The 21,298-nt window shown below is 73.7% G+C and carries 21 protein-coding genes; 8 read left to right on the forward strand and 13 right to left on the reverse strand.

Translation table 11 applies throughout. The features are described from left to right. Positions 1–182 precede the first annotated feature (182 nt). The 4 genes from OMK64_RS13150 to glnA form a co-directional block, all read right to left on the reverse strand. A complete protein-coding gene (locus OMK64_RS13150; RefSeq protein ID WP_272728831.1) occupies positions 183–779 on the reverse strand; it encodes a hypothetical protein in 597 nt (198 codons plus the stop codon). A 408-nt stretch (positions 780–1,187) separates the two neighbouring features. Continuing rightward, a complete protein-coding gene (locus tag OMK64_RS13155; RefSeq protein WP_272728832.1) occupies positions 1,188–1,679 on the reverse strand; it encodes a hypothetical protein in 492 nt (163 codons plus the stop codon). A 66-nt stretch (positions 1,680–1,745) separates the two neighbouring features. After that, complete coding sequence (locus tag OMK64_RS13160) at positions 1,746–2,207, reverse strand: hypothetical protein (RefSeq protein WP_272728833.1); 462 nt, start codon at positions 2,205–2,207, stop codon at positions 1,746–1,748. A 363-nt stretch (positions 2,208–2,570) separates the two neighbouring features. Continuing rightward, positions 2,571–3,995, reverse strand: coding sequence for a type I glutamate--ammonia ligase (glnA, locus tag OMK64_RS13165; RefSeq protein ID WP_272728834.1), 1,425 nt, complete (start codon positions 3,993–3,995; stop codon positions 2,571–2,573). A gap of 198 nt (positions 3,996–4,193) precedes the next feature. On the opposite strand from glnA, the gene OMK64_RS13170 reads away from it, so the two are divergent. Continuing rightward, positions 4,194–4,694, forward strand: a complete 501-nt coding sequence (locus tag OMK64_RS13170; protein ID WP_272728835.1) for an RDD family protein — start codon at positions 4,194–4,196, stop codon at positions 4,692–4,694. Positions 4,695–4,751: 57 nt separating this feature from the next. Here OMK64_RS13170 and OMK64_RS13175 read toward each other — a convergent pair whose 3' ends face one another. The 3 genes from OMK64_RS13175 to lipA all read right to left on the reverse strand — a co-directional run bounded on the left by OMK64_RS13175 (position 4,752) and on the right by lipA (position 7,157). Beyond that, complete coding sequence (locus tag OMK64_RS13175; RefSeq protein ID WP_272728836.1) at positions 4,752–5,342, reverse strand: class I SAM-dependent methyltransferase; 591 nt, start codon at positions 5,340–5,342, stop codon at positions 4,752–4,754. Between the two features lie 32 nt (positions 5,343–5,374). Next, positions 5,375–6,094: a DUF4191 domain-containing protein gene (locus OMK64_RS13180; protein WP_272728837.1), complete on the reverse strand. Its 720-nt coding sequence runs from the start codon at positions 6,092–6,094 to the stop codon at positions 5,375–5,377. Positions 6,095–6,155: 61 nt separating this feature from the next. Further along, complete coding sequence (lipA, locus tag OMK64_RS13185; protein ID WP_272728838.1) at positions 6,156–7,157, reverse strand: lipoyl synthase; 1,002 nt, start codon at positions 7,155–7,157, stop codon at positions 6,156–6,158. A 182-nt stretch (positions 7,158–7,339) separates the two neighbouring features. Between lipA and OMK64_RS13190 the strand changes: the two genes are divergently transcribed. After that, entirely contained in the window at positions 7,340–7,840 is a 501-nt protein-coding gene (locus OMK64_RS13190) for a flavodoxin domain-containing protein (protein WP_272728839.1), read from the forward strand. A gap of 4 nt (positions 7,841–7,844) precedes the next feature. Here OMK64_RS13190 and lipB read toward each other — a convergent pair whose 3' ends face one another. Together lipB and OMK64_RS13200 are read right to left on the reverse strand one after the other, a co-directional pair. After that, positions 7,845–8,540 (reverse strand): lipoyl(octanoyl) transferase LipB, encoded by a 696-nt coding sequence (gene lipB / locus OMK64_RS13195; RefSeq protein ID WP_272728840.1) that lies wholly within the window; start codon positions 8,538–8,540, stop codon positions 7,845–7,847. 10 nt (positions 8,541–8,550) lie between these two features. Then, positions 8,551–9,075, reverse strand: a complete 525-nt coding sequence (locus tag OMK64_RS13200) for a MarR family winged helix-turn-helix transcriptional regulator (protein WP_272728841.1) — start codon at positions 9,073–9,075, stop codon at positions 8,551–8,553. A gap of 54 nt (positions 9,076–9,129) precedes the next feature. Here OMK64_RS13200 and OMK64_RS13205 point away from each other — a divergent pair, with 54 nt between their 5' ends. The 3 genes from OMK64_RS13205 to OMK64_RS13215 are packed head-to-tail and all read left to right on the forward strand — an operon-like array spanning position 9,130 to position 13,889. Beyond that, positions 9,130–11,436: an MMPL family transporter gene (locus OMK64_RS13205; RefSeq protein ID WP_272728842.1), complete on the forward strand. Its 2,307-nt coding sequence runs from the start codon at positions 9,130–9,132 to the stop codon at positions 11,434–11,436. 10 nt (positions 11,437–11,446) lie between these two features. Further along, positions 11,447–12,490: a Gfo/Idh/MocA family protein gene (locus OMK64_RS13210; protein ID WP_272728843.1), complete on the forward strand. Its 1,044-nt coding sequence runs from the start codon at positions 11,447–11,449 to the stop codon at positions 12,488–12,490. A gap of 58 nt (positions 12,491–12,548) precedes the next feature. Beyond that, positions 12,549–13,889 (forward strand): protein kinase family protein, encoded by a 1,341-nt coding sequence (locus OMK64_RS13215; protein ID WP_272728844.1) that lies wholly within the window; start codon positions 12,549–12,551, stop codon positions 13,887–13,889. Between the two features lie 107 nt (positions 13,890–13,996). Here the strand turns inward: OMK64_RS13215 and OMK64_RS13220 are convergent, their stop codons facing one another. The 3 genes from OMK64_RS13220 to lpdA form a co-directional block, all read right to left on the reverse strand. Then, positions 13,997–14,884, reverse strand: coding sequence for a TIGR01777 family oxidoreductase (locus tag OMK64_RS13220; RefSeq protein WP_272728845.1), 888 nt, complete (start codon positions 14,882–14,884; stop codon positions 13,997–13,999). Positions 14,885–15,030: 146 nt separating this feature from the next. Next, positions 15,031–16,908: a 2-oxoglutarate dehydrogenase, E2 component, dihydrolipoamide succinyltransferase gene (gene sucB, locus OMK64_RS13225; protein ID WP_272728846.1), complete on the reverse strand. Its 1,878-nt coding sequence runs from the start codon at positions 16,906–16,908 to the stop codon at positions 15,031–15,033. Between the two features lie 30 nt (positions 16,909–16,938). Continuing rightward, complete coding sequence (gene lpdA, locus OMK64_RS13230) at positions 16,939–18,324, reverse strand: dihydrolipoyl dehydrogenase (protein WP_272728847.1); 1,386 nt, start codon at positions 18,322–18,324, stop codon at positions 16,939–16,941. Positions 18,325–18,504: 180 nt separating this feature from the next. Between lpdA and OMK64_RS13235 the strand changes: the two genes are divergently transcribed. Then, on the forward strand, positions 18,505–18,852 hold the full coding sequence (locus OMK64_RS13235) for an oxidoreductase (RefSeq protein WP_272728848.1): 348 nt from the start codon (positions 18,505–18,507) through the stop codon (positions 18,850–18,852). Between the two features lie 32 nt (positions 18,853–18,884). On the opposite strand, the gene OMK64_RS13240 is transcribed toward OMK64_RS13235, so the two are convergent. Then, positions 18,885–20,369 carry a leucyl aminopeptidase gene (locus OMK64_RS13240; RefSeq protein ID WP_272728849.1) on the reverse strand — a complete coding sequence of 495 codons (1,485 nt, stop codon included), beginning with the start codon at positions 20,367–20,369 and terminating at the stop codon, positions 18,885–18,887. Positions 20,370–20,465: 96 nt separating this feature from the next. Between OMK64_RS13240 and OMK64_RS13245 the strand changes: the two genes are divergently transcribed. Then, positions 20,466–20,825, forward strand: coding sequence for a hypothetical protein (locus tag OMK64_RS13245; RefSeq protein ID WP_272728850.1), 360 nt, complete (start codon positions 20,466–20,468; stop codon positions 20,823–20,825). After that, the gene (locus OMK64_RS13250) at positions 20,822–21,298 is read left to right on the forward strand and encodes an MDR/zinc-dependent alcohol dehydrogenase-like family protein (RefSeq protein WP_272728851.1); all 477 of its coding nucleotides are present in this window, start codon (positions 20,822–20,824) and stop codon (positions 21,296–21,298) included. Before OMK64_RS13245 ends, OMK64_RS13250 begins: the two co-directional genes overlap by 4 nt.

The raw sequence follows: 21,298 nt of genomic DNA on the forward strand, positions 1-21,298 counted from the left end.
AGCAAGGTTTACTGTCGGCGTGTGTTTTTTTTTTCTCGGTAAGCGGCGACCCCCGAGATCTACACCGTCTAATTCGTCGGCAGCGTCAGAGGTGTATAAGAGACAGCCCCTAGCCACCTCCGGGCATAAGGCCGAAATACCTCCCCGGGCGCCAAATCCTCAGACAAATTGGGTTGGCGCGTTTAGTCCTCGGAATTGATAAAAGCATCCCGAGCCGGCAGATATTTGTCGACACCCAATTCTTTCCGGGTGGCGACAATCATTCGGCGGTAGCGCTCATTAATTGCCCTGGCCTGTGCCCTCATGACGTCGGTATCGCCCTCGCGGCCCTCGTCCGCGACCGTGGCGAGCGCGTCACTCATGTCCGCCAGGGCGTTACACATCGCGTCGGACCCGAACAGGACGGTTGGCGCGTAGTAGTCGCCCCATTCCTGGACCGTTACGTTCAGCGCCTCGGCGGCGCCGTCCAGGCCCTCCAGGGCGACGGACCTCTCGGCGGGCGTTGCCGCGCCGCGCCAGGCGTCGATGCAGTCCGCGTAATAGGTGATTTTGAAGTCTAGGTTTTTGGCAATCCGGATCATGTCGCGGTAGGCCGCATATTGCATGTCGCCGAGGGCGACGCGGCGTTCGTGCCGGTTGTTGAGCCAGCCCGCCCATGCCTGGGCGGCACCGCCGAGGATGGCGCCGACGATGACGCCGACGAGGGTCATCCAGTCGGCCCACGGGTTGTCCGGGCCGCTTTCGACGATGACGCGTACAGGGTCGGTGGCGTACCACATGCCCGAAACGTAGCGGCCCGGTGACTGGCCGGTGCCGGGTTCGGCTCGCGTGTCCGCCGGATGTCAGGCGCGGGCGCGTTAGGAGTGGTCGTTGTCGCATGGGTGGCCGGGTGGTGCGGTCGCGTGCCTGCGCGGCATCCGCGAGGCCCGGGCCGGTGCCGCGACTGCCATACCGGGCGACGGTGCCAGGTGACACATTTGTTCCACCTGCGAGACGCGCCAGGTGACTCATTTGAGTCACCTTTCAGGTGCGTCGAATGACGCACTTGGCGTGGGCAGGCTGGCGACGTTCGGCACGTGCGGCATGTGCCGCACGTGTGTCGTGTCGTACGCCAGGGGTGTCCGGGCGGGTCGGTCGCGTGCGTGCGCCGCATCCGAGAGGCCCGGGACCGCCGGGACGTATCGGAGTCAGGCGGGCGGTTCCGGCCGTGAGAGCGGCACCGCCTTGACGCGCTTGCGTACGGGCCGACGCCCGGCCAGGTAGACGGTGACCATGACGTCCGCAAACCCACTGCCATCGTCGACGACCAGGCGCGCGGGGTCTGCGGTGACCAGGAGCAACCACGACAACGACTCGCCCTCTTGCAGACGCTCAGGCATGTCCCCGTAGCGACGTTCATTAGTCCGCAGATGCCAGGAGTCGGGCGGTGCCTGCGTAACCCGGTTCCCGCCGGGAGGCACGGTGTCCCACTGAATGTCAGTCACGGTGACGGGGCGGCCGATGGCGGTAACGGCGACCGTGAGCACCCGGTGGTCGACGGTCCAGTACGGCTCACCGTCACGGCCTCGTCGTCCTCGCGTCCACGGCTGCACGTTGACGTGGACGCGGCTGCGCTGACGCCAGGCGGTGAACAGGGACACCCCGAGGGCCAGCCATGCGACGACGGTGCCGAGTTCCACGCGCCGAGCATGGCAGCCGCCGCGTGCGGACGGCCCAGGAAACACGCCGCCGACGCCTAGGCGCGGTCAGCCTCGGCGCCACCACCGGCGCCGGTGGTTGTCGGTGGCGCGGTCGCGTTCGGCGTTGAGACTGGCGTTAATGGCCGCGACCTCTTTCCGGACCGTCAAAGTGTGGGCGAACGACGAGGTCGACCTGGTGGGGTCCTCGCGCCAGGGGTTCTGCGGGCTGAGCACGTCCAGGAACTGGTCCACGGCGGCGGTGAGGGCGGGGGTAGCGCGAGGGTGGGCTGCCAGGGCCTCCCCGAGAACCGTCAACTTCCGCTTGTCGGCGGGGTCTGTCTCTGACAGGGCCGCGATGAACGCCGCGTAAGCCGCGTTGATGGACGCCTGGTCGTCGTTGAGCGCTGCGACTTGGTGCTGGCGCTGGTCGATTCGGTTGGCGCTGCGGTAGGACCACACCGCCGCGGACAGGCTGCCAAGGGCGGCCACGACGGCGACGACAACGGCGACGATGAGCGCGGCGTCCATGGTGGCGACGTTAGGGGCGCCGGTGCTTCAGGCGAGGGCGGCACGCCAGGGCGTCCCGCCCGGGTGCGCCCGTCGTACACCTCCGAGCTGCACGTGGCCGCCGACCGGTGGCATGGGCTCCTGGTCGGGCGGGTCGGTGTGGATCAACCGCCTTGGTGCATGCGCCCGACCGTACGCGGCGCCGGTGACAGTTAGCCCTTTCGCACCGGTCAGGCGTCGGTCAGTCCTCGGTCAGTCGCGGGTCAGTAACAGTCCGATATGCCCTGACGCACGTTGACGCGCGTTGGAACGGTGTTTATCCAGATCAGGACAGCAGAACGCCCCCGGTCGGAGCAGCGACCAGGGGCGTTCTGGAACGGGGGTTTAGACGTCGAAGTAGAGCTCGAACTCGTGCGGGTGCGGCCGCAGACGGATCGGGTCCACCTCGGCGGAGCGCTTGTAGTCGATCCACGTCGAGATGAGGTCCGGCGTGAAGACGTTGCCGGCGGTCAGCCAGTCGTGGTCGGCCTCGAGGTTGTCGAGCACCTCGCCGAGCGAGCCCGGCACCTGCTGGATGAGGGCGTGCTCCTCGGGGGGCAGCTCGTAGAGGTCCTTGTCGACCGGCTCCGGCGGCTCGATGCGGTTCTGGATGCCGTCGAGGCCGGCCATGAGCATGGCCGCGAATGCGAGGTACGGGTTCGACGACGGGTCCGGCACGCGGAACTCGATGCGCTTGGCCTTCGGGTTCGAGCCGGTGACGGGGATGCGGATGCACGCGGAGCGGTTGCGGGCCGAGTACACCAGGTTGACCGGCGCCTCGAAGCCCGGGACCAGGCGGTGGTAGGAGTTCACCGTCGGGTTCGTGAAGGCGAGCAGCGCGGGCGCGTGCTTGAGCAGGCCGCCGATGTACCAGCGGGCCGTGTCGGACAGGCCGCCGTAGCCCTTCTCGTCGAAGAACAGCGGCTGGCCGTCCTTCCAGAGCGACTGGTGCACGTGCATGCCCGAGCCGTTGTCGCCGAAGAGCGGCTTCGGCATGAAGGTCGCGGTCTTGCCGGCCTCGTGCGCGACGTTCTTCACGACGTACTTGAACAGCTGCACCTTGTCGGCCGACTTGGCGAGCGTGTCGAAGCGGTAGTTGATCTCAGCCTGGCCGGCCGTGCCGACCTCGTGGTGCGCGCGCTCGACCTGCAGGCCGAGGGCGTCGAGCTGCAGCGCGATCTTGTCGCGCAGGTCGGCGAAGTGGTCGACCGGCGGGACGGGGAAGTAGCCGCCCTTGTAGGGCGTCTTGTGGCCGAGGTTGCCGCCCTCCTCCTTGCGACCGGTGTTCCACGCGGCCTCGATGGAGTCGATGTAGTAGAACGACGCGTCCTGGCGGGTCTGGAAGCGCACGTCGTCGAAGACGTAGAACTCGGCCTCAGGGGCGAAGAAGGCGGTGTCGGCGATGCCGGTCGACCGCAGGTACGCCTCGGCCTTCGCGGCGACCTGACGCGGGTCGCGGCTGTAGGGCTCGTCGGTGTACGGGTCGACGATGTGGAAGTTGATGTTCAGCGTCTTCTCGACCCGGAAGGGGTCGATGTAGGCGGTCGTGACGTCGGGGATGAGCTTCATGTCCGACTCGTGGATCGCCTGGAAGCCGCGGATCGAGGACCCGTCGAACATCTGGCCGTCGGTGAAGAAGGCGGCGTCGACCGACGCGGCGGGGACGTTGAAGTGCTGCATCACGCCCGGCAGGTCGCAGAACCGCACGTCGATGAACTTGACGTCCTCGCTCTTGATGAAGGCCAGTACTTCCTCTGGCTTGCTGAACATCCGCTGCTCCTCGGTTGGTGTCCACCCTGGGGTCGGGCTCCGCCGAGGTTATGGCGGGGGAGTTTCTCTGGGGTGTAGCGGTTGTTTCCGCCGTGTTACGTCGGCGTCCCCCGTGTAACGATCCGTCGAACTCCTGGGCGGACGTCCGGCAGCGGGGTGCGTCGTCGGGATACCCGACAGGCCACCTACCCTGGACGCGTGACCTCACGCGACGACATGGGCTCCTGGCTCGAGGGCGGCTCCCCGGCGGGGGCGTCGACGCGCGGTGCGCGGCTCGGGCTGCCACCGGACGGCTCGGGGGCGCTCGCGCCGCTCGGCCGACGCGTCGCCGCGCTGGCGATCGACTGGACGGTGTGCCTGCTCATCGCCGCGACGTTCTTCCCGGTCGAGCGCACGGGCTTCTACCTGACGCGCGGCGCCCCGACGGCGACGCTCCTGATCTTCCTCCTCGAGAACGTGCTGCTGGTCGGGACCGTCGGCTTCACGCTGGGCCACCGGCTGCTCGGGCTGCGCGTGCGCCGCGTCGCGGTCCCGCCCCCGGGGGCACCGCCGCTCGCCGATGTGGGCCGCCCGCCCGGGCTCGTGTCCGGTCTGGTCCGCGGGGTGCTGCTGTGCCTCGTCATCCCCGCGGTGGTGTGGGACTCGGACGGTCGCGGGCTGCACGACCGGCTCGCGGGGACGGCGATCGTCCGCCGCTGACGAGAGCCTGCGGCGGACCGGTCGGACGACGCGAGGTCCGACGGCGCGACCGGGCCGTCAGGCCGGCGCCTGCCACGTGAGGCTGCGCCAGTACAGGTGCCGCCGCCAGCGCACCCCCGGCAGGAGCCGGCGCGCCGCGTCGCGGACCTCGCCGTACCCCTCGCGCGGGTCCGTGACGGCCGCCCCGTGGTCCCACACCCCGCGCGTCCGGTCGACGACCGCCGCGACGGGCACGGCGGCCGCGCTCAGCGCGAGGTCGGCGGGGGTGCGCACCCCCGCGAGGCCCACGACGACGAGCCGCCCACCCGGTGCGGTGAGGGCCGCCAGGCGACGCAGCCCGTCCTCGAGCGGCAGGTGGTGGAGCGTCGCGTAGCAGGTGACGAGGTCGAAGGGCTCGCCGTCGAGTGCGTCGAGCGCGTCGCCGACGACGTACGTGACGCCGCCGTCACCGGCCGAGGCCGCGCGTGCGAGCGCGACCTGGGCCGGGTCGACGTCGACCCCGGTGACGCGCGCGACGCCGGCGTCCCGCAGCCGACGCACGAGCAGACCCTCGCCGGAGCCCACGTCGAGCGCGGTGCGTGCCTGCGGGGCGAGCCGCAGCGCGAGCGGGTGGTAGTGCGTGTTGTGGTTCCAGCGGTCGTCGCGCACGGACGGACCGTAGCGGGCCGGACCGTGCCGGGTCAGCGGCCGCGCATGCCCTTGCGGTCGGGGCGGGCGCGCATCGGGTCGACGCCCTTCGGCACCGGCAGGCGCACGGCACCGAGCGCGGTGAGGCGCTTGCCGACCTCGGCGACCTCCTGCTTGGTGAGCGACGGCCGCAGGCGCTGCACGTGTCGCGGCAGCTTGCGCAGCGGCACCTGGCCCTCGTCGTCGCCGACCTGGATGAGCGTGATCGGGGCGCCGGAGATGACGCGCGCGGTGCGCTTGCGCTCGGCCTCCAGCAGGCGAGCGAGCCGCGGCGCGGGACCACCCTCGGCGATGAGCACGACGCCCGGGCGGCCCAGGCCGCGGAAGACCATGTCGCGCGTGCGCGGGTCGACGTTGACGGGCTCCTCGGTGAACGTCCAGCCGCGGCGGATCGTGCCGAGCGCGGCGCGCGACGCACCGGGCTGGCCGGCGATCCGGGTGTAGGCCGCGGTCTCGGCGCGGCGCGCGAGCACGAACATCGCGCCGAGCAGCGCGAACGGGATGCTCAGCAGCAGCACGTAGACGATCGAGTCGACCAGGAGGCCGATGACGAGGCCGACTGCGACGATCCCGACGAACACCGCGAGCAGCAGCCACGTCACCGCCGGGTCGCTCTGGCGGGTCATCTGGTACGCCTGCCACAGCTGGTGGTACCAGCGGGTCTTGCGGACCTTCCCGGCGGCCGGGGGAGTGGCGTTCGTGTCGCGGGCCATGGTGTCGGAGTCTACCGATCGCGGGGTGCGGACCGGACACCGGACGGGTGCCCGGTCGACGTCACCGCGCGAGCAGGCTCGCAGCCTCCTGGCGCGCGGTCGTCGGCTCGCCGAGGTGCGCGAGCGCGGGCGGGATCTCGATGCCGCGGTGACGCATCGCCTGGCCCCACAGCCGGCCCGCGCGGTACGACGAGCGGACGAGCGGCCCGGACATGACGCCGAGGAAGCCGAGCTCCTGCGCGTGCTCCGACAGCTCGACGAACTCCTCGGGGCGCACCCACCGGTCGACGGGGTGGTGGCGCAGCGACGGGCGCAGGTACTGCGTGATCGTCACGATGTCGCAGCCCGCGTCGACCAGGTCCTTGAGCGCGGTCTTGACCTCGTCGGTCGTCTCGCCCATGCCGAGGATCAGGTTCGACTTGGTGACGAGCCCGGCCTCGCGCGCCCGCGTGAGGACGGACAGCGACCGCTCGTACCGGAACGCGGGGCGGATCTGCTTGAAGATGCGCGGGACGGTCTCGACGTTGTGCGCGAGCACCTCGGGGCGGGACTCGTTGACCTCGTCGAGCAGGGCGGGCACCGCGTTGAAGTCGGGGATCAGCAGCTCGACGCCCGTGCCCGGGTTGACGGCGTGGATCTGGCGGACCGTCTCCGCGTACAGCCACGCGCCGCCGTCGGGCAGGTCGTCACGGGCGACACCGGTGACCGTCGCGTACTTGAGGCCCATGGCCTGCACCGAGGCGGCCACGCGACGCGGCTCGTCGGCGTCGAAGTCGGCGGGCTTGCCGGTGTCGATCTGGCAGAAGTCGCAGCGCCGGGTGCACTGGTCGCCGCCGATGAGGAACGTCGCCTCGCGGTCCTCCCAGCACTCGAAGATGTTGGGGCAGCCGGCCTCCTCGCAGACCGTGTGGAGCCCCTCGCGCTTCACGAGGCCCTTGAGCTCGCTGTACTCGGGGCCCATCGTCGCGCGGGTCCGGATCCACTCCGGCTTCTTCTCGATCGGCGTCGCGGCGTTGCGCGCCTCGACGCGGAGCATGCGGCGGCCCTCGGGAGCGATCGTCACGTCGTCAGACTAACCCCGCGCGCGCAAGCCGCGTGGTCGGGGAGTCGCACGTCACAGCCGGTCGGGACCTCGGTCCCGCGCGGTGGCCCGTCGCGCGGCGCGACGCTGAGGGCGTCGGCGAGACGCCCGGGCGACCGGGACCGGCGGGACCCCGCGACGCCGGCTCGACGAGGGGAGGGACGATGAAGATCCTCATGACGGTCGCGTCGCGGCACGGTGCGACGCGCGAGATCGGTGCGGTGGTCGCCGACGTGCTGCGCGAGGCGGGCCACGACGTGGACGAGGTCGCCCCCGACGAGGTCGAGCACGTCGCGGGCTACGACGCGGCCGTGCTGGGCTCGGCGGTGTACGTCGGACGGCTGGCGGCCTCCCTGCGGGACCTCGTCGAGCGGCAGGGCGCGCACCTGCGGTCGATGCCGGTGTGGCTGTTCTGGTCCGGGCCGGTGGGTGACCCGCCGATGCCGCCGACCGCGCCGGACGACGTCGACGTCGTCGCGCGCCACGTCGGGGCACGCGAGCCGCGGTGCTTCGTCGGCCGGATCGAGCGCACGGAGCTCAACCTCAACGAGCGTGCGCTGGTCGCGCTCACGCGTGCCGAGACCGGCGACTTCCGGGACTTCGACGACGTGCGGTCGTGGGCCGGCGAGCTCGTCGCGGAGCTCGCGACGGTCGGGGCGGGCTGAGGCGTCAGCCCGCGGCGGCGGGTGCTCCCGCGTCGACGGAGGCCGCGAGCAGCGGCGTGAGCGTCGCGACGAGGTGCCCGCGCACCAGCGGCGTGACCTCGGCGATCGTGACGCGCCGCCCGGTCTCGGCCGACAGCGACGTCACGTCGGCGTCGTCGATCCCGCACGGCACGATCCGGTCGAACGCGTGGAGGTCGGGTTCGCAGTTGAGCGCGAAGCCGTGCATCGTGACGCCGCGGGCGACGCGCACGCCGATCGCGGCGACCTTGCGCTCGCGCCGTGCGGGCCGGACGTCGTCGCCGGGGTCGGCCGCGAACCACACACCGCTGCGCCCCTCGACGCGCACCGCCTCGAGGTCGAGGTCCGCGCACGTCCGGATGAGCGCCTCCTCGAGCGCGCGGACGTAGCGCACGACGTCGACCGGCTGGGCGAGGCGGACGATCGGGTAGCCGACGAGCTGGCCCGGGCCGTGCCACGTGATGCGCCCGCCGCGGTCGACGTCGACGACCGGCGTGCCGTCGGTCGGGCGGTCCCAGCGGGCCGTGCGCTTGCCCGCCGTGTAGACGTCCTCGTGCTCGCACAGGAGCACGGTGTCCTCACGCTCGCCGGCCGCGACCGCGGCGTGCACCTCGCGCTGCAGCTCCCACGTGGGCTCGTAGGGGAGCAGGCGCGTACCGAGGTCGAGCGTGTCGAACCGCATGGCCGTCAGGCTAACCCCGGCCGGCCCCGTCGGTGTCCGTCGCGCTGGCGCCGCGGACGTGGTCGGGCCGGGCGACCAGCACGAGGAGGGCGCGCAGCTGCTCGACCTGGGCGGCGGTCAGGCCGCGCGTGACGACCTCCTCGGCGCGGCGCGGGTCGGCGGCCGCGCCGAGCGCCGCGAGACCCTCGGGCGTCGCGGAGATCACGTGCCGGCGCCGGTCCTCCTCGTGCGGGGCGCGGCGGACGTAGCCGGTGCGCTCCATGCGCGCGAGGACCCGGCTCATCGTCTGCTCGGTCACCCCGCACAGCGCGGCGAGCTCGCGCTGCGACCGCGGTGCACGGGCCAGGTGGACGAGGACGGGCAGGCTCGCGTGGTTGAGGTCCCAGCCGCCGAGGTGGGTGTTCCACTCGCGCTCGACGCGGCGCGCCGCGGCGGACAGGAGGCGGCCGACGGGCCACTGCGCGGGGTCGTCCGACGCCGGGTCGAACGCGTCCTCGCCGCCCGTCAGGTCGGCGTCGTCCGAGCCGTCGCGCACCCTCGTCGATCCCTTCGGTTGCCGTCCGGCGCTTCTCCGCCCATGATACTCAGCATGCTGAGTAATCGCCGGGCGACCGTGGTCCGCGCCCTTGCCGTCGCTGTCGCGCTCGTCGCCTGGCTCGCCGTGGGAGCCGTCGGGGGCATGGCCCAGGGCAAGCTCGGACAGGTCCAGGAGAACGACGCGGCGGCGTTCCTGCCGTCGTCCGCGGAGTCCACGCGGGCCGCCGAGGCGAGCCGCGCGTTCGTGGACACGCCGACCCTACCCGCGCTCGTCGTGATGCAGCCCGACGACGGCGGCGACGTCACCCCGGAGCAGCTGCAGGCGGCGTCCACCTGGGCGACCGGCGTCCCCGACCGCGAGGTACCCGACGGCGACGGCGACACGTGGGCGGACTACCTCGTGGGCGACCCGGTCGTCGTCCCGTCCGAGGACGGCGAGGCGCTGCTCGCGATCTTCTCCGTCGACGCCGACGCCGCCGACGAGAGCATCGGCGAGGACTCCGTCGCGGAGGTGCTCGTCACCGACCTGCGTGCCTCGCTCGAGCAGGACCTCGGCGCGACCGCGACCGAGGCGGGCGACGTCGGGCTGCGCGCGTGGGTGACCGGCCCGGCCGGCTTCGTCGCCGACCTCGTCACCGCGTTCGGCGGCATCGACGGCGTGCTGCTGCTCGTCGCGCTCGGCGCCGTGCTCGTCATCCTCGTGATCGTCTACCGCTCGCCGTTCCTGCCGTTCGTCGTGATCCTCACGGCGGTGTTCGCGCTCTCGCTCGCGGGGCTGGTCGTCTACCAGCTCGCGGCGAACGACGTGCTCGTGCTCAACGGGCAGTCGCAGGGCATCCTGTCGATCCTCGTGGTCGGCGCGAGCGTCGACTACGCGCTGCTCCTGGTCGCGCGCTACCGGGAGGAGCTCCGCCACGCCGAGCACCCGGCGACCGCCATGCGCCGCGCCCTGCGCGCGTGCCTCGAGCCGATCGGCGCGTCGGCCGGCACGGTCGCCGCGGGCGTCCTGTGCCTCCTGCTCTCGGACCTCGGCTCGAACCGCTCGCTGGGCCCCGTCGCCGCGATCGGGATCGCGAGCTCCTTCCTCGCCGCGACGACGCTGCTGCCGGCGTTCCTCATCGTGCTCGGCCGGTGGTCGCGCGTCCTGTTCTGGCCGCGCGTGCCGCGTCCTGCCACCGCGGTCGCCGTCGCCCACGGGCACCACGCGGCGCCCACCGACGACCCCGCCGACGCGTCCGGCGCGTGGGGCCGCCTCGCGCGCTGGGTCGCCGGGCACGCACGGCCGGTGTGGGCCGTCACCGCGGTCGTCCTGGTCGTCGGTGCGGCGTTCCTGCCGACGTTCCGCGCCGGGGGCACCGACCAGGCCGACGTGTTCCTCACCCCGGTCGACGCCGTCGCTGGCCAGGAGGTCCTCGCCGAGCACTTCCCGGCCGGCGCCGTGCAGCCCGTCACCGTCATCACCGCGCAGGACTCCGCCGACGACGTCGCGGCCGCGATCGAGGACGTCGAGGGCGTCGAGAGCGTCGCGCCGTACACCGGCACCGCCGCGGGCGGTCCCCCCGGGACGGGCGAGCCCGTCGTGGTCGACGGGGACGTGCGGCTCGACGTCGTCACGACCGCCCCGTCCGACTCGCAGGAGGCCGTCGCGGTCGCCGCGGACGTGCGGACCACCGCGCACGAGGCCGACCCCGAGGCGCTCGTCGGCGGCGCGGCCGCCGAGACCCTCGACGCGCAGGACGCCGCCCGTCACGACCTGCGGGTCATCGTGCCCGTCGTGCTCGTCGTGATCGGGCTGATCCTCACGCTGCTGCTGCGCTCGGTCGTGGCGGCCGGGCTCCTCCTCGGCGCGAACGTCCTGTCGTTCGCGGCGACGCTCGGTGTCTCGGCGATCCTCTTCAACCACGTCCTGGACTGGCCGCCCGCCGACCCGGCCGTGCCGCTCTACGCGTTCGTGTTCCTCGTCGCGCTCGGCGTCGACTACTCGATCTTCCTCATGACACGCGTGCGGGAGGAGTCGGCACGCGTGGGCACGCGCCCCGGTGTGGTCCGCGGCCTCGCCGTGACCGGCGGCGTCATCACGTCGGCGGGCGTGGTGCTCGCGGTGACGTTCGCGGCGCTCGGCGTCATCCCGCTGCTGTTCCTCGCGCAGCTCGCGGTCATCGTCGCACTCGGCGTGCTGCTCGACACGACCGTCGTCCGCTCGCTGCTGGTCCCGGCCCTCGTGCACGACCTCGGCGACCGCACCTGGTGGCCGTCGCGGCTGTCGCGACCGCACGCGCCGGGCACGCACCGGACCGCTTCGGCGCAGCCCGGGGCGACGGTCGGCGCGGCCGACGCCACGGAGTCGGCCCGACCGTAGAGTGGCGGGCATGGACTCGCTGCGCGTCGGTCTGGTCGGCTACGGGGGAGCGGGGCGCGGCATCCACGCACGCCTCCTGCGGGAGGCGCACCAGCGCGTGACGCACGTCGTCACCCGCAACCGCGCCGCCCAGGTGCACGAGGACTGGCCGGGTGCCGTCGTCGTCCCCGACGTCCCCGCGCTGCTCGCGCACGTCGGCGAGCTCGACCTCGTCGTGGTCGCGAGCCCGACCGGCGACCACGTCGAGCACGTCCTCGCCGCGCTCGCGAGCGGGGTGCACGTGCTCGTCGACAAGCCCCTCGCGACGACCACGGCCGCCGCCGAGCGGCTCGTCGACGCCTCCCTGCACGCCGGCGGGCGGCTCACCGTCTTCCAGAACCGCCGATGGGACACCGAGCAGCTCGCGCTGCGCGGCCTCCTCGAGGCAGGGACGCTCGGCCGCGTGCACCGCTTCGAGCGGCGCTGGGAGAGGTTCCGGCCCGTCCCGCAGGACCGCTGGAAGGAGAACGACCCCGACGCCGGCGGGCTCCTGCTCGACCTGGGCGCGCACCTCGTCGACTCGGCCGTCCAGCTGTTCGGACCCGTGCGGTCGGTGTACGCCGAGCTCGCCGCGCGGTCCACGCCCGCGGTCGACGACGTCTTCCTCGCGCTGGTCCACGACGGCGGCCACGGCGAGCCGGGCGTCGTCAGCCACCTGCAGGCGGGGGCCGTCGTCGGTGCACCAGGCCCGCGCACGCGGGTGCTGGGCGACGCCGGTGCGTACCTCGTGACGTCGTTCGAGGGCGAGCCGACGCCGTTCGCGGTGCTCGACGACGCCTACGAGGAGGGGCGCCGCCCGGGGGAGCCCGTGCACGAGGGGTGGCTGGTCCGGGGCGCGGAGCGGACGCCCGTGCCGCTGCCCGCGGGCGGCCACGTCGACCTCTACCGCGAGACGGTCCGCTGGGTCGTCGACGGTGGTCCGCCGCCCGTCGACCCGGCCGACGCCGTCCGCACCGCGCGCGTCCTCGACGCGGCGCGCACCTCGGCGGCCGAGGGGGTCGTCGTCCGGCTCTGACGCCGGGCCTGTGGACGAGCCGCGCGGCGTCCGGGCCGTGCACGGTTCGATGCCGCGCATGGAGACGTTCCTCGTGCCCGCCGACGTGCGCGCGCTGCTCGACGGCGGTGCCTTCCGGGTCGTGGGTGCGGCCGGACCCGACGGCACCGGCTGGCTCGCCGCCGCGACGGACGGGTCGGGCCGTGCGATCGAGGTGCACGTGCTCCCGACCGTGCTCGACGACGTCACGGCGGCACGCGTCGAGCGCCTGCGCTCGCTGCGCCACGACCACCTGCCCGTCCTGCACGACGTCGTGCCCCTCGGGCCCGGGCGTACCGCGCTGCTCGTCGAGCACCTCCCCGGACCGACCCTCGCCGAGCTCCGGTCGCAGCGTGCACCGCTGTCGGACGGCGAGGCCGTGACCGTCGCCGTCCCGGTCGCGTCCGCGCTCGCGACCCTGCACGACGCGGGCCTCGCGCACGGCGCCGTGAGCCCCGCCACCGTCGTCGTGCGCCCCGACGGACGCCCCGCGCTCGTCGACCTGCGGGGCGTCCTGACCGGGACGGGGACGCCGGACGGCGACGTGCGGCGCCTCGTCGCGTCGGTCCTCGCGCAGGTCCCCGACGCCGACGTGCACCTGCTCGCGGGCCCCGTGGACGGCTCGCTGCGCGACGCGCTCGAGGACCTGGTCACGCGCGGCGCCGTGACGGCCGGCGAGCTGGTCGACCGGTGCTTCGCGACCGTGACGCCCGAACCGGTCCGGGTCCCGGACGCCGGTGCGCGGGCGGCGCTCGACCTCGCTCGCACGGGCGCCACCGCGGCCGCCGAGCTGCGCCGCCCCCGACGTGCTCCCCGGCGCGCACCGCGGCCGCTCGTGGCCGGCGGGATCGCCACGGGGGTGCTCGTCATGGCGGCCGTCGCGCTCGGCGTCGCCGGGCTGCTCCCGCTGCCGGGCGGTGCCGGCGACCGCGCCGCCGACGGGTCGTCCGTCTCCCCGCCGCACGCCCGGCGGAGCGCCGCCTTCACCGGCGGCCCGGCGGAGGTCGACCCCGCGGCGGCCGCGGCGGACCTGACGCACGCGCGGGCCCGGCACGTCGCCGCCGGCGACGCCGCACGGCTCGCGGAGGTCGAGGTCGTCGACGGGCCCGCCCACCGTGCCGACGTCGCGCTGGTCGCGTCGCTCGCGGGCGCCCGCGTCGACGGGCTCGACGTCGAGGTGCAGGAGGCGACCGTCGTCGGGCACCCCGACGGTGCGGGCGCCGAGGCCGCGGTGCGGGTCACCTCCGCGATGTCGGCCTACACGAGGGTCGACGCTGCCGGTGCGGTGACCGACGTCCCGGCGTCGGCGCCGAGGACCGTCGTGCTGACGCTGCGCTGGACGGCGGACGGGTGGCGCGTGTGGGACGTCGCCGACGCGTGACCAGCCGTCCTCGACCCGTCACGGTCCGTGCGCGCGTCCGTCGGACGCCGCGCCCGTGCCGGGTCGGCCCGCCGACGGCCACCCGCCGACGGTCACCCCGCCGACGGTCAGCCCGCCGCGACCCAGGCCGCAGCCGTGCGCAGGTCGCCGTGCACGGGACGGAAGCCGCTCGCGGTGAGCGCCGCGGGTGCGGCGCGGATGGACCCCAGCACCTCGGAGGAGAAGTCCTGCAGCGCGAGCCGCAGCGCCCACGCGGGGACCGGGACGACCGCCGGCCGGTGCACCGCCGCCGCGAGCGCGCGCACGACGTCGACGTTGCGGTCCGCGGCGGCGACGAGGTTGACCGGACCGTGCACGTCGGTCGTCAGCAGGTGGCCGATGGCCCGCACCTCGTCGACCAGGGTGATCCAGGGCCAGAACTGCCGCCCGGACCCGAGGCGGCCGCCGACGCCGAGCCGGACCAGCGGCAGCAGGCGGCCGAGCGCGCCGCCGTGCGGTGCGAGCACGATCCCGGTGCGCAGCAGGACCACGCGCAGCCCCGCCTCCTGCGCGGGCAGGGTCGCCGCCTCCCACTGCCGGACGACTCCCGCGAAGAAGGTCGTGCCGAGCGGCTCGTGCTCGTCGAGCACCTCGTCGCCCCGGTCGCCGTAGGCACCGATGCCCGACGCCTGGAGCAGCACGCGGGGGCCGTCGTCGTGCGCGGCCATGGTCCGTGCGAGCAGCCCCGCGGTGTCGACACGCGACTGCACGACAGCGCGCTTGCGCGCGGGCGTGAGGGGCCGGGATCCCGCGTTGACGCCGGCCAGGTCGATCACCGCATCGGTCCCGGCCAGGTCGTGCGGGTCGAGGCGTCCCTCCGTCGGGTCCCACGGGATCTCGTCGGGGCCGCCCGCGTCCCGCCGGACGAGCACGCGGACGCGGTGCCCGTCGGCCCGCAGCGCCGGCACGAGCGCACTCCCGATGAACCCGCTGGCACCCGCCACGACCACGTCCATGCTGGTCACCCTAGGCGTACGCGCCCCGCCCGGCCGGACGAGACGCGCACCCGGTGCGGGCGACCGACGGGCGGCCTGCGGACGCGACCGGGAGACGACGACGGCCCGGGTTCGTGGGGACCCGGGCCGTCGTCACGCGTGACGCGTCAGAGACCGACCTCGGCCTCGAACGCGCCCTCCTCGATACGGGCCTTGACCGCGGACAGGTACCGCGAGGCGTCCGCGCCGTCGACCAGGCGGTGGTCGTACGAGAGGCAGAGGTAGCACATCGACCGGATCGCGATGACCTCCTCGCCGTCCGCGTCCTTGATGACGACGGGCCGCTTGACGATCGCGCCGGTGCCGAGGATCGCCGACGTGCCGGTGGGCACGATCGGGGTGTCGATCAGCGCGCCGCCCGAGCCCGTGTTCGTCACCGTGAAGGTCGCGCCGGAGAGCTCGTCCGGGGTGACCTTGTTGGCGCGCGTGCGGGCCGCGAGGTCGGCGATCTTGCGCGCGATGCCGGCGAGGTTGAGGTCGCCCGCGTCGCGGATCACCGGCGTGAGCAGGCCGCGCTCGGTGTCGACGGCGATCGCCACGTTCTCCTGGCCGTGGTACGTGATCTGGTTGCCCTCGAGCACGCCGTTGATCTTCGGGAACGCCTTGAGGGACTCGACCGCGGCCTGCACGAAGAACGGCAGGAACGTGAGGTTGACGCCCTCGCGCGCCTTGAAGTCGTCCTTGGCGCGCGCACGCAGGCGGGCGACCTTGGTGACGTCGACCTCGACGACCGTGGTGAGCTGTGCCTGCGTGTGGAGGGCCTCCACCATGCGCTCGGCGATGATCTGGCGCAGGCGGCTGGCCTTCTCGGTGGTGCCGCGCAGCGGCGACACCGACGGGACCGTCGGCGCCTTCGCGGCGGCGGCGGGCGCAGGAGCGGCGGCCGGCGCCGCCTGGGCGGCCTTCGCGGCCTCGGCCTTGGCGGCCGCCTCGAGGACGTCCTCCTTGCGGATGCGACCGCCGACGCCGGTGCCCGTGAGGGTTGCCACGTCGACGCCCTTCTCGGCGGCGAGCTTGCGCACGAGCGGCGTGAGGTACGAGCCACCGGCGTTCGCCGCGGCGGACGCGGTCGGCTGCTGGGCCGCGGCCTCCTGGGCGGCGGGCTGCTCGCCTGCCGTCTGGGCGGACTCGGCCTCGGGTGCGGGCGACTCGTAGCCACCCGGCTGCGCGGCCGCGGGGGCCGGGGCCTGCTCCTGCTGCGCGGGGGCGGGCGCCGCGGCCGGGACCGGCGCAGGCTGCGCCTGCTCGGCGGGAGCGGCGGCCGGAGCCGCCTCGGGTGCGGGTGCGGCGGCAGGGGCCGGGGCAGCGGCGGCGCCGGAACCCACGATCGCGAGGACGGCGCCGACCTCGACGGTCTCGTCCTCCTGGACGCGGATCTCCTGCACCGTGCCGGCGACCGGCGACGGGATCTCGGTGTCGACCTTGTCGGTCGAGATCTCGAGCAGCGGCTCGTCGACCTCGACGCTGTCGCCGACCTGCTTGAGCCAGCGCGTGACGGTGCCCTCGGTGACGGACTCGCCGAGCGCGGGCAGCGTGACCTCCTGGCCACCGCCGGCGCCCTGGCCGCCCGACGACTGCTCCTGCGCGGCGGGCGCCTCCTGCGCGGGGGCCTCGGCGGGCTCCTCGTGCTGCTCGACGGACTGCTGCACGGGCTGGGCCTCGGCGGCCGGCTGCTCGGCGGGCGCCTGCTGCGCGGGTGCCTCCTGGGCCGGGGCCTCCTCGGCGGGCGCGGACGCACCGCCGCCCTCGCCGGTGCCGATGACGGCCAGCGTCGCGCCGACCTCGACGGTCTCGTCCTCCTGGACGAGGATCTGCTCGAGCACGCCGGCGAACGGCGACGGGATCTCGGTGTCGACCTTGTCGGTCGAGATCTCGAGCAGGGGCTCGTCGACCTCCACGCGGTCGCCCACGTTCTTCAGCCAGCGGGTGACGGTGCCCTCGGTGACGGACTCACCGAGAGCGGGAAGCTGCACGTTGTCGGACATGACCGCTCGTGTCTCCTTCGATCGTGGGGGTCAGTTGTGGGCGTGCAGCGGCTTGCCGGCGAGCGCCAGGTGGGCCTCGCCGAGCGCCTCGTTCTGCGTCGGGTGGGCGTGGACGAGCGAGGCGACGTCCTCGGGGTACGCCTCCCAGTTCACGATGAGCTGGCCCTCGCCGATGAGCTCGCCGACGCGGTCGCCGATCATGTGCACGCCGACGACGGGGCCGTCCTTCTGGCGCACGAGCTTGATGAAGCCCTGGGTGTCGAGGATCTTGCTCTTGCCGTTGCCCGCGAGGTTGTACTCGAGGGTCTCGACGGCGTCCTCGCCGTGGACCTCCTTGGCGGCGGCCTCCGTGAGACCGACCGAGGCGACCTCGGGGTGCGAGTAGGTGACGCGCGGGATGCCGGACTCGACGATCGGCTGCGGGTTGAGCCCGGCGATCTGCTCGGCGACGAAGATGCCCTGCGCGAATCCGCGGTGCGCGAGCTGCAGGCCGGGGACGATGTCGCCGACGGCCCAGATGTTGCCGACACCGGTGTGCAGCTTCTCGTCGGTGATGACGAAGCCGCGGTCGAGCGTGATGCCCTGCTCCTCGTAGCCGACGCCCGAGGTGCGCGGGCCGCGGCCGACGGCGACGAGCAGGAGGTCCGCGTCGAAGGACTTGCCGTCCTCGAGCGTGACGTGCACGCCGCTGTCGTTCTGGGTCACGCCCTGGAACCGGACGCCGAGGTTGAACGCGATGCCGCGCTTGCGGAAGGCGCGCTCGAACGCCTTGGAGAGCGCGACGTCCTCGTTGGGGACGAGGTGGGGGAGCGCCTCGATGATCGTGACGTCCGCGCCGAACGACTTCCAGACGCTCGCGAACTCCGACCCGATGACGCCGCCGCCGAGGATGATCGCCGACTTCGGGACGAAGTCGAGCGTGAGGGCCTGGTCGGACGTGATGACGCGGCCGCCGATCTCGAGGCCCGGCAGCGAGCGGGCGTAGGAGCCGGTCGCGAGGATGACGTGCTCGCCCGTGTAGGTCGTGTCGCCGACCTGGACGGCGTTCTGGCCGACGAGCTTGCCGAAGCCCTCGATCACGGTGATCTTGCGGGACTTGATGAGGCCCTGCAGGCCCTTGTACAGGCCGCCGATCACGGTGTCCTTGTACTGGTTCACCCCGCCCATGTCGATGCGGTCGAGCGTGCTGTGCACGCCGAAGTGCGCACCCTCGCGCGCGTTGTCCGCGAGCTCGGCGGCGTGCAGCAGGGCCTTGGTGGGGATGCAGCCGTTGTGCAGGCAGGTCCCGCCCACCTTGTCGGCCTCGATGAGGGCGACGTTCTTGCCCAGCTGGGCGGCGCGCAGAGCCGCGGCGTAGCCGCCGCTCCCCGCTCCCAGGACGACGATGTCGAAAGCGGTGCCGTTCGTGTCGGCCACGTGCAGACTCCTATGCGCAGGCGTGTGGGTCTCGAAGCTCGCCGACCATCTTGTCATCCCGTCAAGGTCCGAACGACCTCGGCGAGCAGGCCCGGCGTGTGATGCTCGGAACAGTCGTCCCATGAATGACGTCCGGCAGGGTCCCAGCGAACCCCCAGGGTGCGTCGCTACGCTCCCCGGATGGCCTGGTTCTCGCGACGCCGCCACCGCACGCCCGACGCCGTGCCGACGGACCGTGCCGCGCGCGAGGCGACGCTGGCGCACCTGCGGGAGTTCGTGTCGACGCGGGTCGGCGTGGAGGCGTACGTCGAGCCGCCCACGAACGTCACGCAGACGACGATGATGCTGGTCGCGACGGACGGGGAGTGGACGCGCCGACGGGTCCCGGACCCGAAGGTCGGCTGGGACCTGGCCCGCGAGCTGGGCATCCCCGTGTACGACGTGCAGCGCACCGGCTACCCCCAGCGCGTCCGCGACTGGAACACGCGTCAGCGGATCGAGCGCGAGCGGCGCCGCCGCGCCCTGTAGAGGCACGGCGGCGCCACTGGGCGTCGGACGGGTCAGGCGGTCGCGCGGCCCTCGATCAGCGCGAGCAGCGTCCGCACGCCCACGCCCGTGCCACCCACGGGCGTGTACCCGTGCGCGGCCTTCTCGTTGAACGCGGGACCCGCGATGTCCAGGTGCGCCCACGGCGTCGCGCCGACGAACTCCTGCAGGAAGATCCCGGCGGTGAGCATCCCGCCGAACCGGTCGCCGATGTTCGCCAGGTCGGCGACCTTCGAGCGCAGGCCGGCCTTGAGGTCGGCCGGCAGCGGCATGGGCCAGAACTGCTCGCCTGCGACGCCGGCCGCCGAGACGACCTCGCCGCGCACGTCGTCGGTGCCCATGACGGCGGACACGCGGTGGCCCAGCGCGACCATCTGCGCGCCCGTGAGCGTCGCGATGTCGAGCACGACGTCGGGCTTCTCCTCGACCGCCGCGACGAGGCCGTCGGCCATGACGAGCCTGCCCTCGGCGTCGGTGTTGAGGACCTCGACCGTCGTGCCGCCGCGGATCGTGATGACGTCGGACGGGCGCTGCGCGGTCCCCGACGGCATGTTCTCGGCGAGGCACAGCCACCCGGTCACCGCGACCGGCAGGCCGAGGCGGGCGGCGGCGATCACGGTGTGCAGCACCGCGGCGGCGCCGGCCATGTCGGACTTCATCGCCTCCATGCCGGCGGCGGGCTTGATCGAGATGCCGCCCGAGTCGAACGTGATGCCCTTGCCGACGAGCGCGACGGTGGCCTTCGGGCGCGACGGCGCGTAGGCGACACGGACCAGGCGCGGGCCCCGGGCCGACCCCTGTCCGACGCCCACGAGACCGCCGTAGCCGCCGGACGCGAGCGCCTTCTCGTCCAGGACCGACACCTTGAGGCCCTTGGCACCGGCCTCCTTCACGGCCGCCTTCGCGGCGTCGGCGAACGCCTCGGGGTACAGGTCGTTCGGTGCCGTGTTCACGAGGTCGCGCGTCGCGTGCACCGCGGCGGCGACGACCTCCGCACGCGCGACCGCGTCCTTCGCGGCAGCCGAGCGACCGAGAGACGTGACGACGTGCACGTCGGCGACGGGCGCCTTGCTCGCCGCGTCCGACGCGCGGTAGCGGTGGAAGGCGTACGCCCCCAGCAGCGCACCCTCGACGACGGCGGCGAGGTCCTCCGCGTCCTCCGCCGGCAGCGTCAGCGCGACGGACGCGGTCCCGGCGAGCTCGCGCGTCGCGGCGCCCGCCGCACGCCGCAGGGCCTCGGGCGTGAGGGCGTCCGCGGACCCGACGCCGACCAGCACGACGACCGGCGCCTTGGTGCCGATGCCGGGCACGCGACGCACCTCGTCGGTCGCCCCCGTGACGCCGAGCGCGACCGCGTCCCGGCTCAGCGACGTCCGCAGGTCCTTGGGCAACCAGGCGGCGCCGAGCAGCGACGGCGCACCGTCCTTCTGGGCGACACCGACGACGACGGCGTCGACGGCGAGACGGGCGGGGTCAGCGGAGGTGAGGGTGACGGTCACGCGCTCGATCGTAGTTCGTCGCCCTCGCGCCGTCGGGGGACCGGCACGCGGTCGGGCGTCGGGCGGGCCGCCGCGTCGCCGGTACGGTGGGGCACCGTGATCGTGCCCCTCGCCCTGCTCGTCGTGGCGGGCTGCGTCGTCCTCGCCGGCTGGGCCGGGTGGTTCGTCGCGCGCGACCGTGCGGTGGTCCTGCGCCAGCTGTGGGGCGCGTCCGTCGTCGAGGGCCTCCTCGTCCTGCAGGCCGTCGTCGCGGGCGTCCTCGCGGTGACCGGGTCGCCCGACGTCGACGCCGCGCTCTTCTGGGGGTACGTCGTGACGCAGGCGATCGTCCTGCCGCTCGCCGCCGCGTGGGCGTTCGCCGAGCGGACGCGGTGGAGCTCGGTGGTCCTGCTCGTCGCCGCGCTCACGGTCGCGTTCCTCGAGTACCGCCTGCTGCAGATCTGGGGGTCCGTGTGACCGACCACGCCGCCGACCGGGCCGGGTCCCGCACCGGCACCGGCCCGCGACCGACCGGGTCCGGGCCGGGCCGCCTCGTCGTCGCGGTCTACGGCGTGCTCGCGCTCGCCGCGACCGCGCGCGGCGTCTACCAGGTGGCGACGAAGCTCGACGAGGCGCCGCTCGCGTACCTCCTGTCGCTCGCCGCGGGGCTCGTCTACCTCGTGGCGACGTTCGCGCTGGCCTCCGGCCGGCGCACGCTCGCGTGGGTGAGCGTGAGCGTCGAGCTCGTCGGCGTCCTCACGGTCGGCGCGCTGTCGCTCGTCGACGTCGGCGACTTCCCCGACGAGACCGTGTGGTCCGGGTTCGGCCAGGGCTACGGGTACGTGCCGCTCGTCCTGCCGCTGCTCGGGCTGTGGTGGCTCTGGCGCACGGGGCGCCCGGGACGGCCGGTGGACGGCCCCGGCCGGTCGGCGCGCGAGCCCCTAGGGTGA

Origin of the sequence: Cellulomonas fimi, from assembly GCF_028527925.1 — a bacterium.
Taxonomy (GTDB): Bacteria; Actinomycetota; Actinomycetes; order Actinomycetales; family Cellulomonadaceae; genus Cellulomonas; species Cellulomonas fimi_C.

What these genes read in the sequence shown, in the direction of transcription:
- OMK64_RS13150 (WP_272728831.1), bottom strand. Translation starts at nt 779, where the DNA reads ATGTGGTACGCCACCGACCCTGTACGCGTCATCGTCGAAAGCGGCCCG.
- OMK64_RS13160 (WP_272728833.1), bottom strand. Translation starts at nt 2,207, where the DNA reads ATGGACGCCGCGCTCATCGTCGCCGTTGTCGTCGCCGTCGTGGCCGCC.
- glnA (WP_272728834.1), bottom strand. Translation starts at nt 3,995, where the DNA reads ATGTTCAGCAAGCCAGAGGAAGTACTGGCCTTCATCAAGAGCGAGGAC.
- OMK64_RS13180 (WP_272728837.1), bottom strand. Translation starts at nt 6,094, where the DNA reads ATGGCCCGCGACACGAACGCCACTCCCCCGGCCGCCGGGAAGGTCCGC.
- OMK64_RS13190 (WP_272728839.1), top strand. Translation starts at nt 7,340, where the DNA reads ATGAAGATCCTCATGACGGTCGCGTCGCGGCACGGTGCGACGCGCGAG.
- lipB (WP_272728840.1), bottom strand. Translation starts at nt 8,540, where the DNA reads ATGCGGTTCGACACGCTCGACCTCGGTACGCGCCTGCTCCCCTACGAG.
- OMK64_RS13205 (WP_272728842.1), top strand. Translation starts at nt 9,130, where the DNA reads ATGCTGAGTAATCGCCGGGCGACCGTGGTCCGCGCCCTTGCCGTCGCT.
- OMK64_RS13210 (WP_272728843.1), top strand. Translation starts at nt 11,447, where the DNA reads ATGGACTCGCTGCGCGTCGGTCTGGTCGGCTACGGGGGAGCGGGGCGC.
- OMK64_RS13215 (WP_272728844.1), top strand. Translation starts at nt 12,549, where the DNA reads ATGGAGACGTTCCTCGTGCCCGCCGACGTGCGCGCGCTGCTCGACGGC.
- OMK64_RS13220 (WP_272728845.1), bottom strand. Translation starts at nt 14,884, where the DNA reads ATGGACGTGGTCGTGGCGGGTGCCAGCGGGTTCATCGGGAGTGCGCTC.
- sucB (WP_272728846.1), bottom strand. Translation starts at nt 16,908, where the DNA reads ATGTCCGACAACGTGCAGCTTCCCGCTCTCGGTGAGTCCGTCACCGAG.
- OMK64_RS13235 (WP_272728848.1), top strand. Translation starts at nt 18,505, where the DNA reads ATGGCCTGGTTCTCGCGACGCCGCCACCGCACGCCCGACGCCGTGCCG.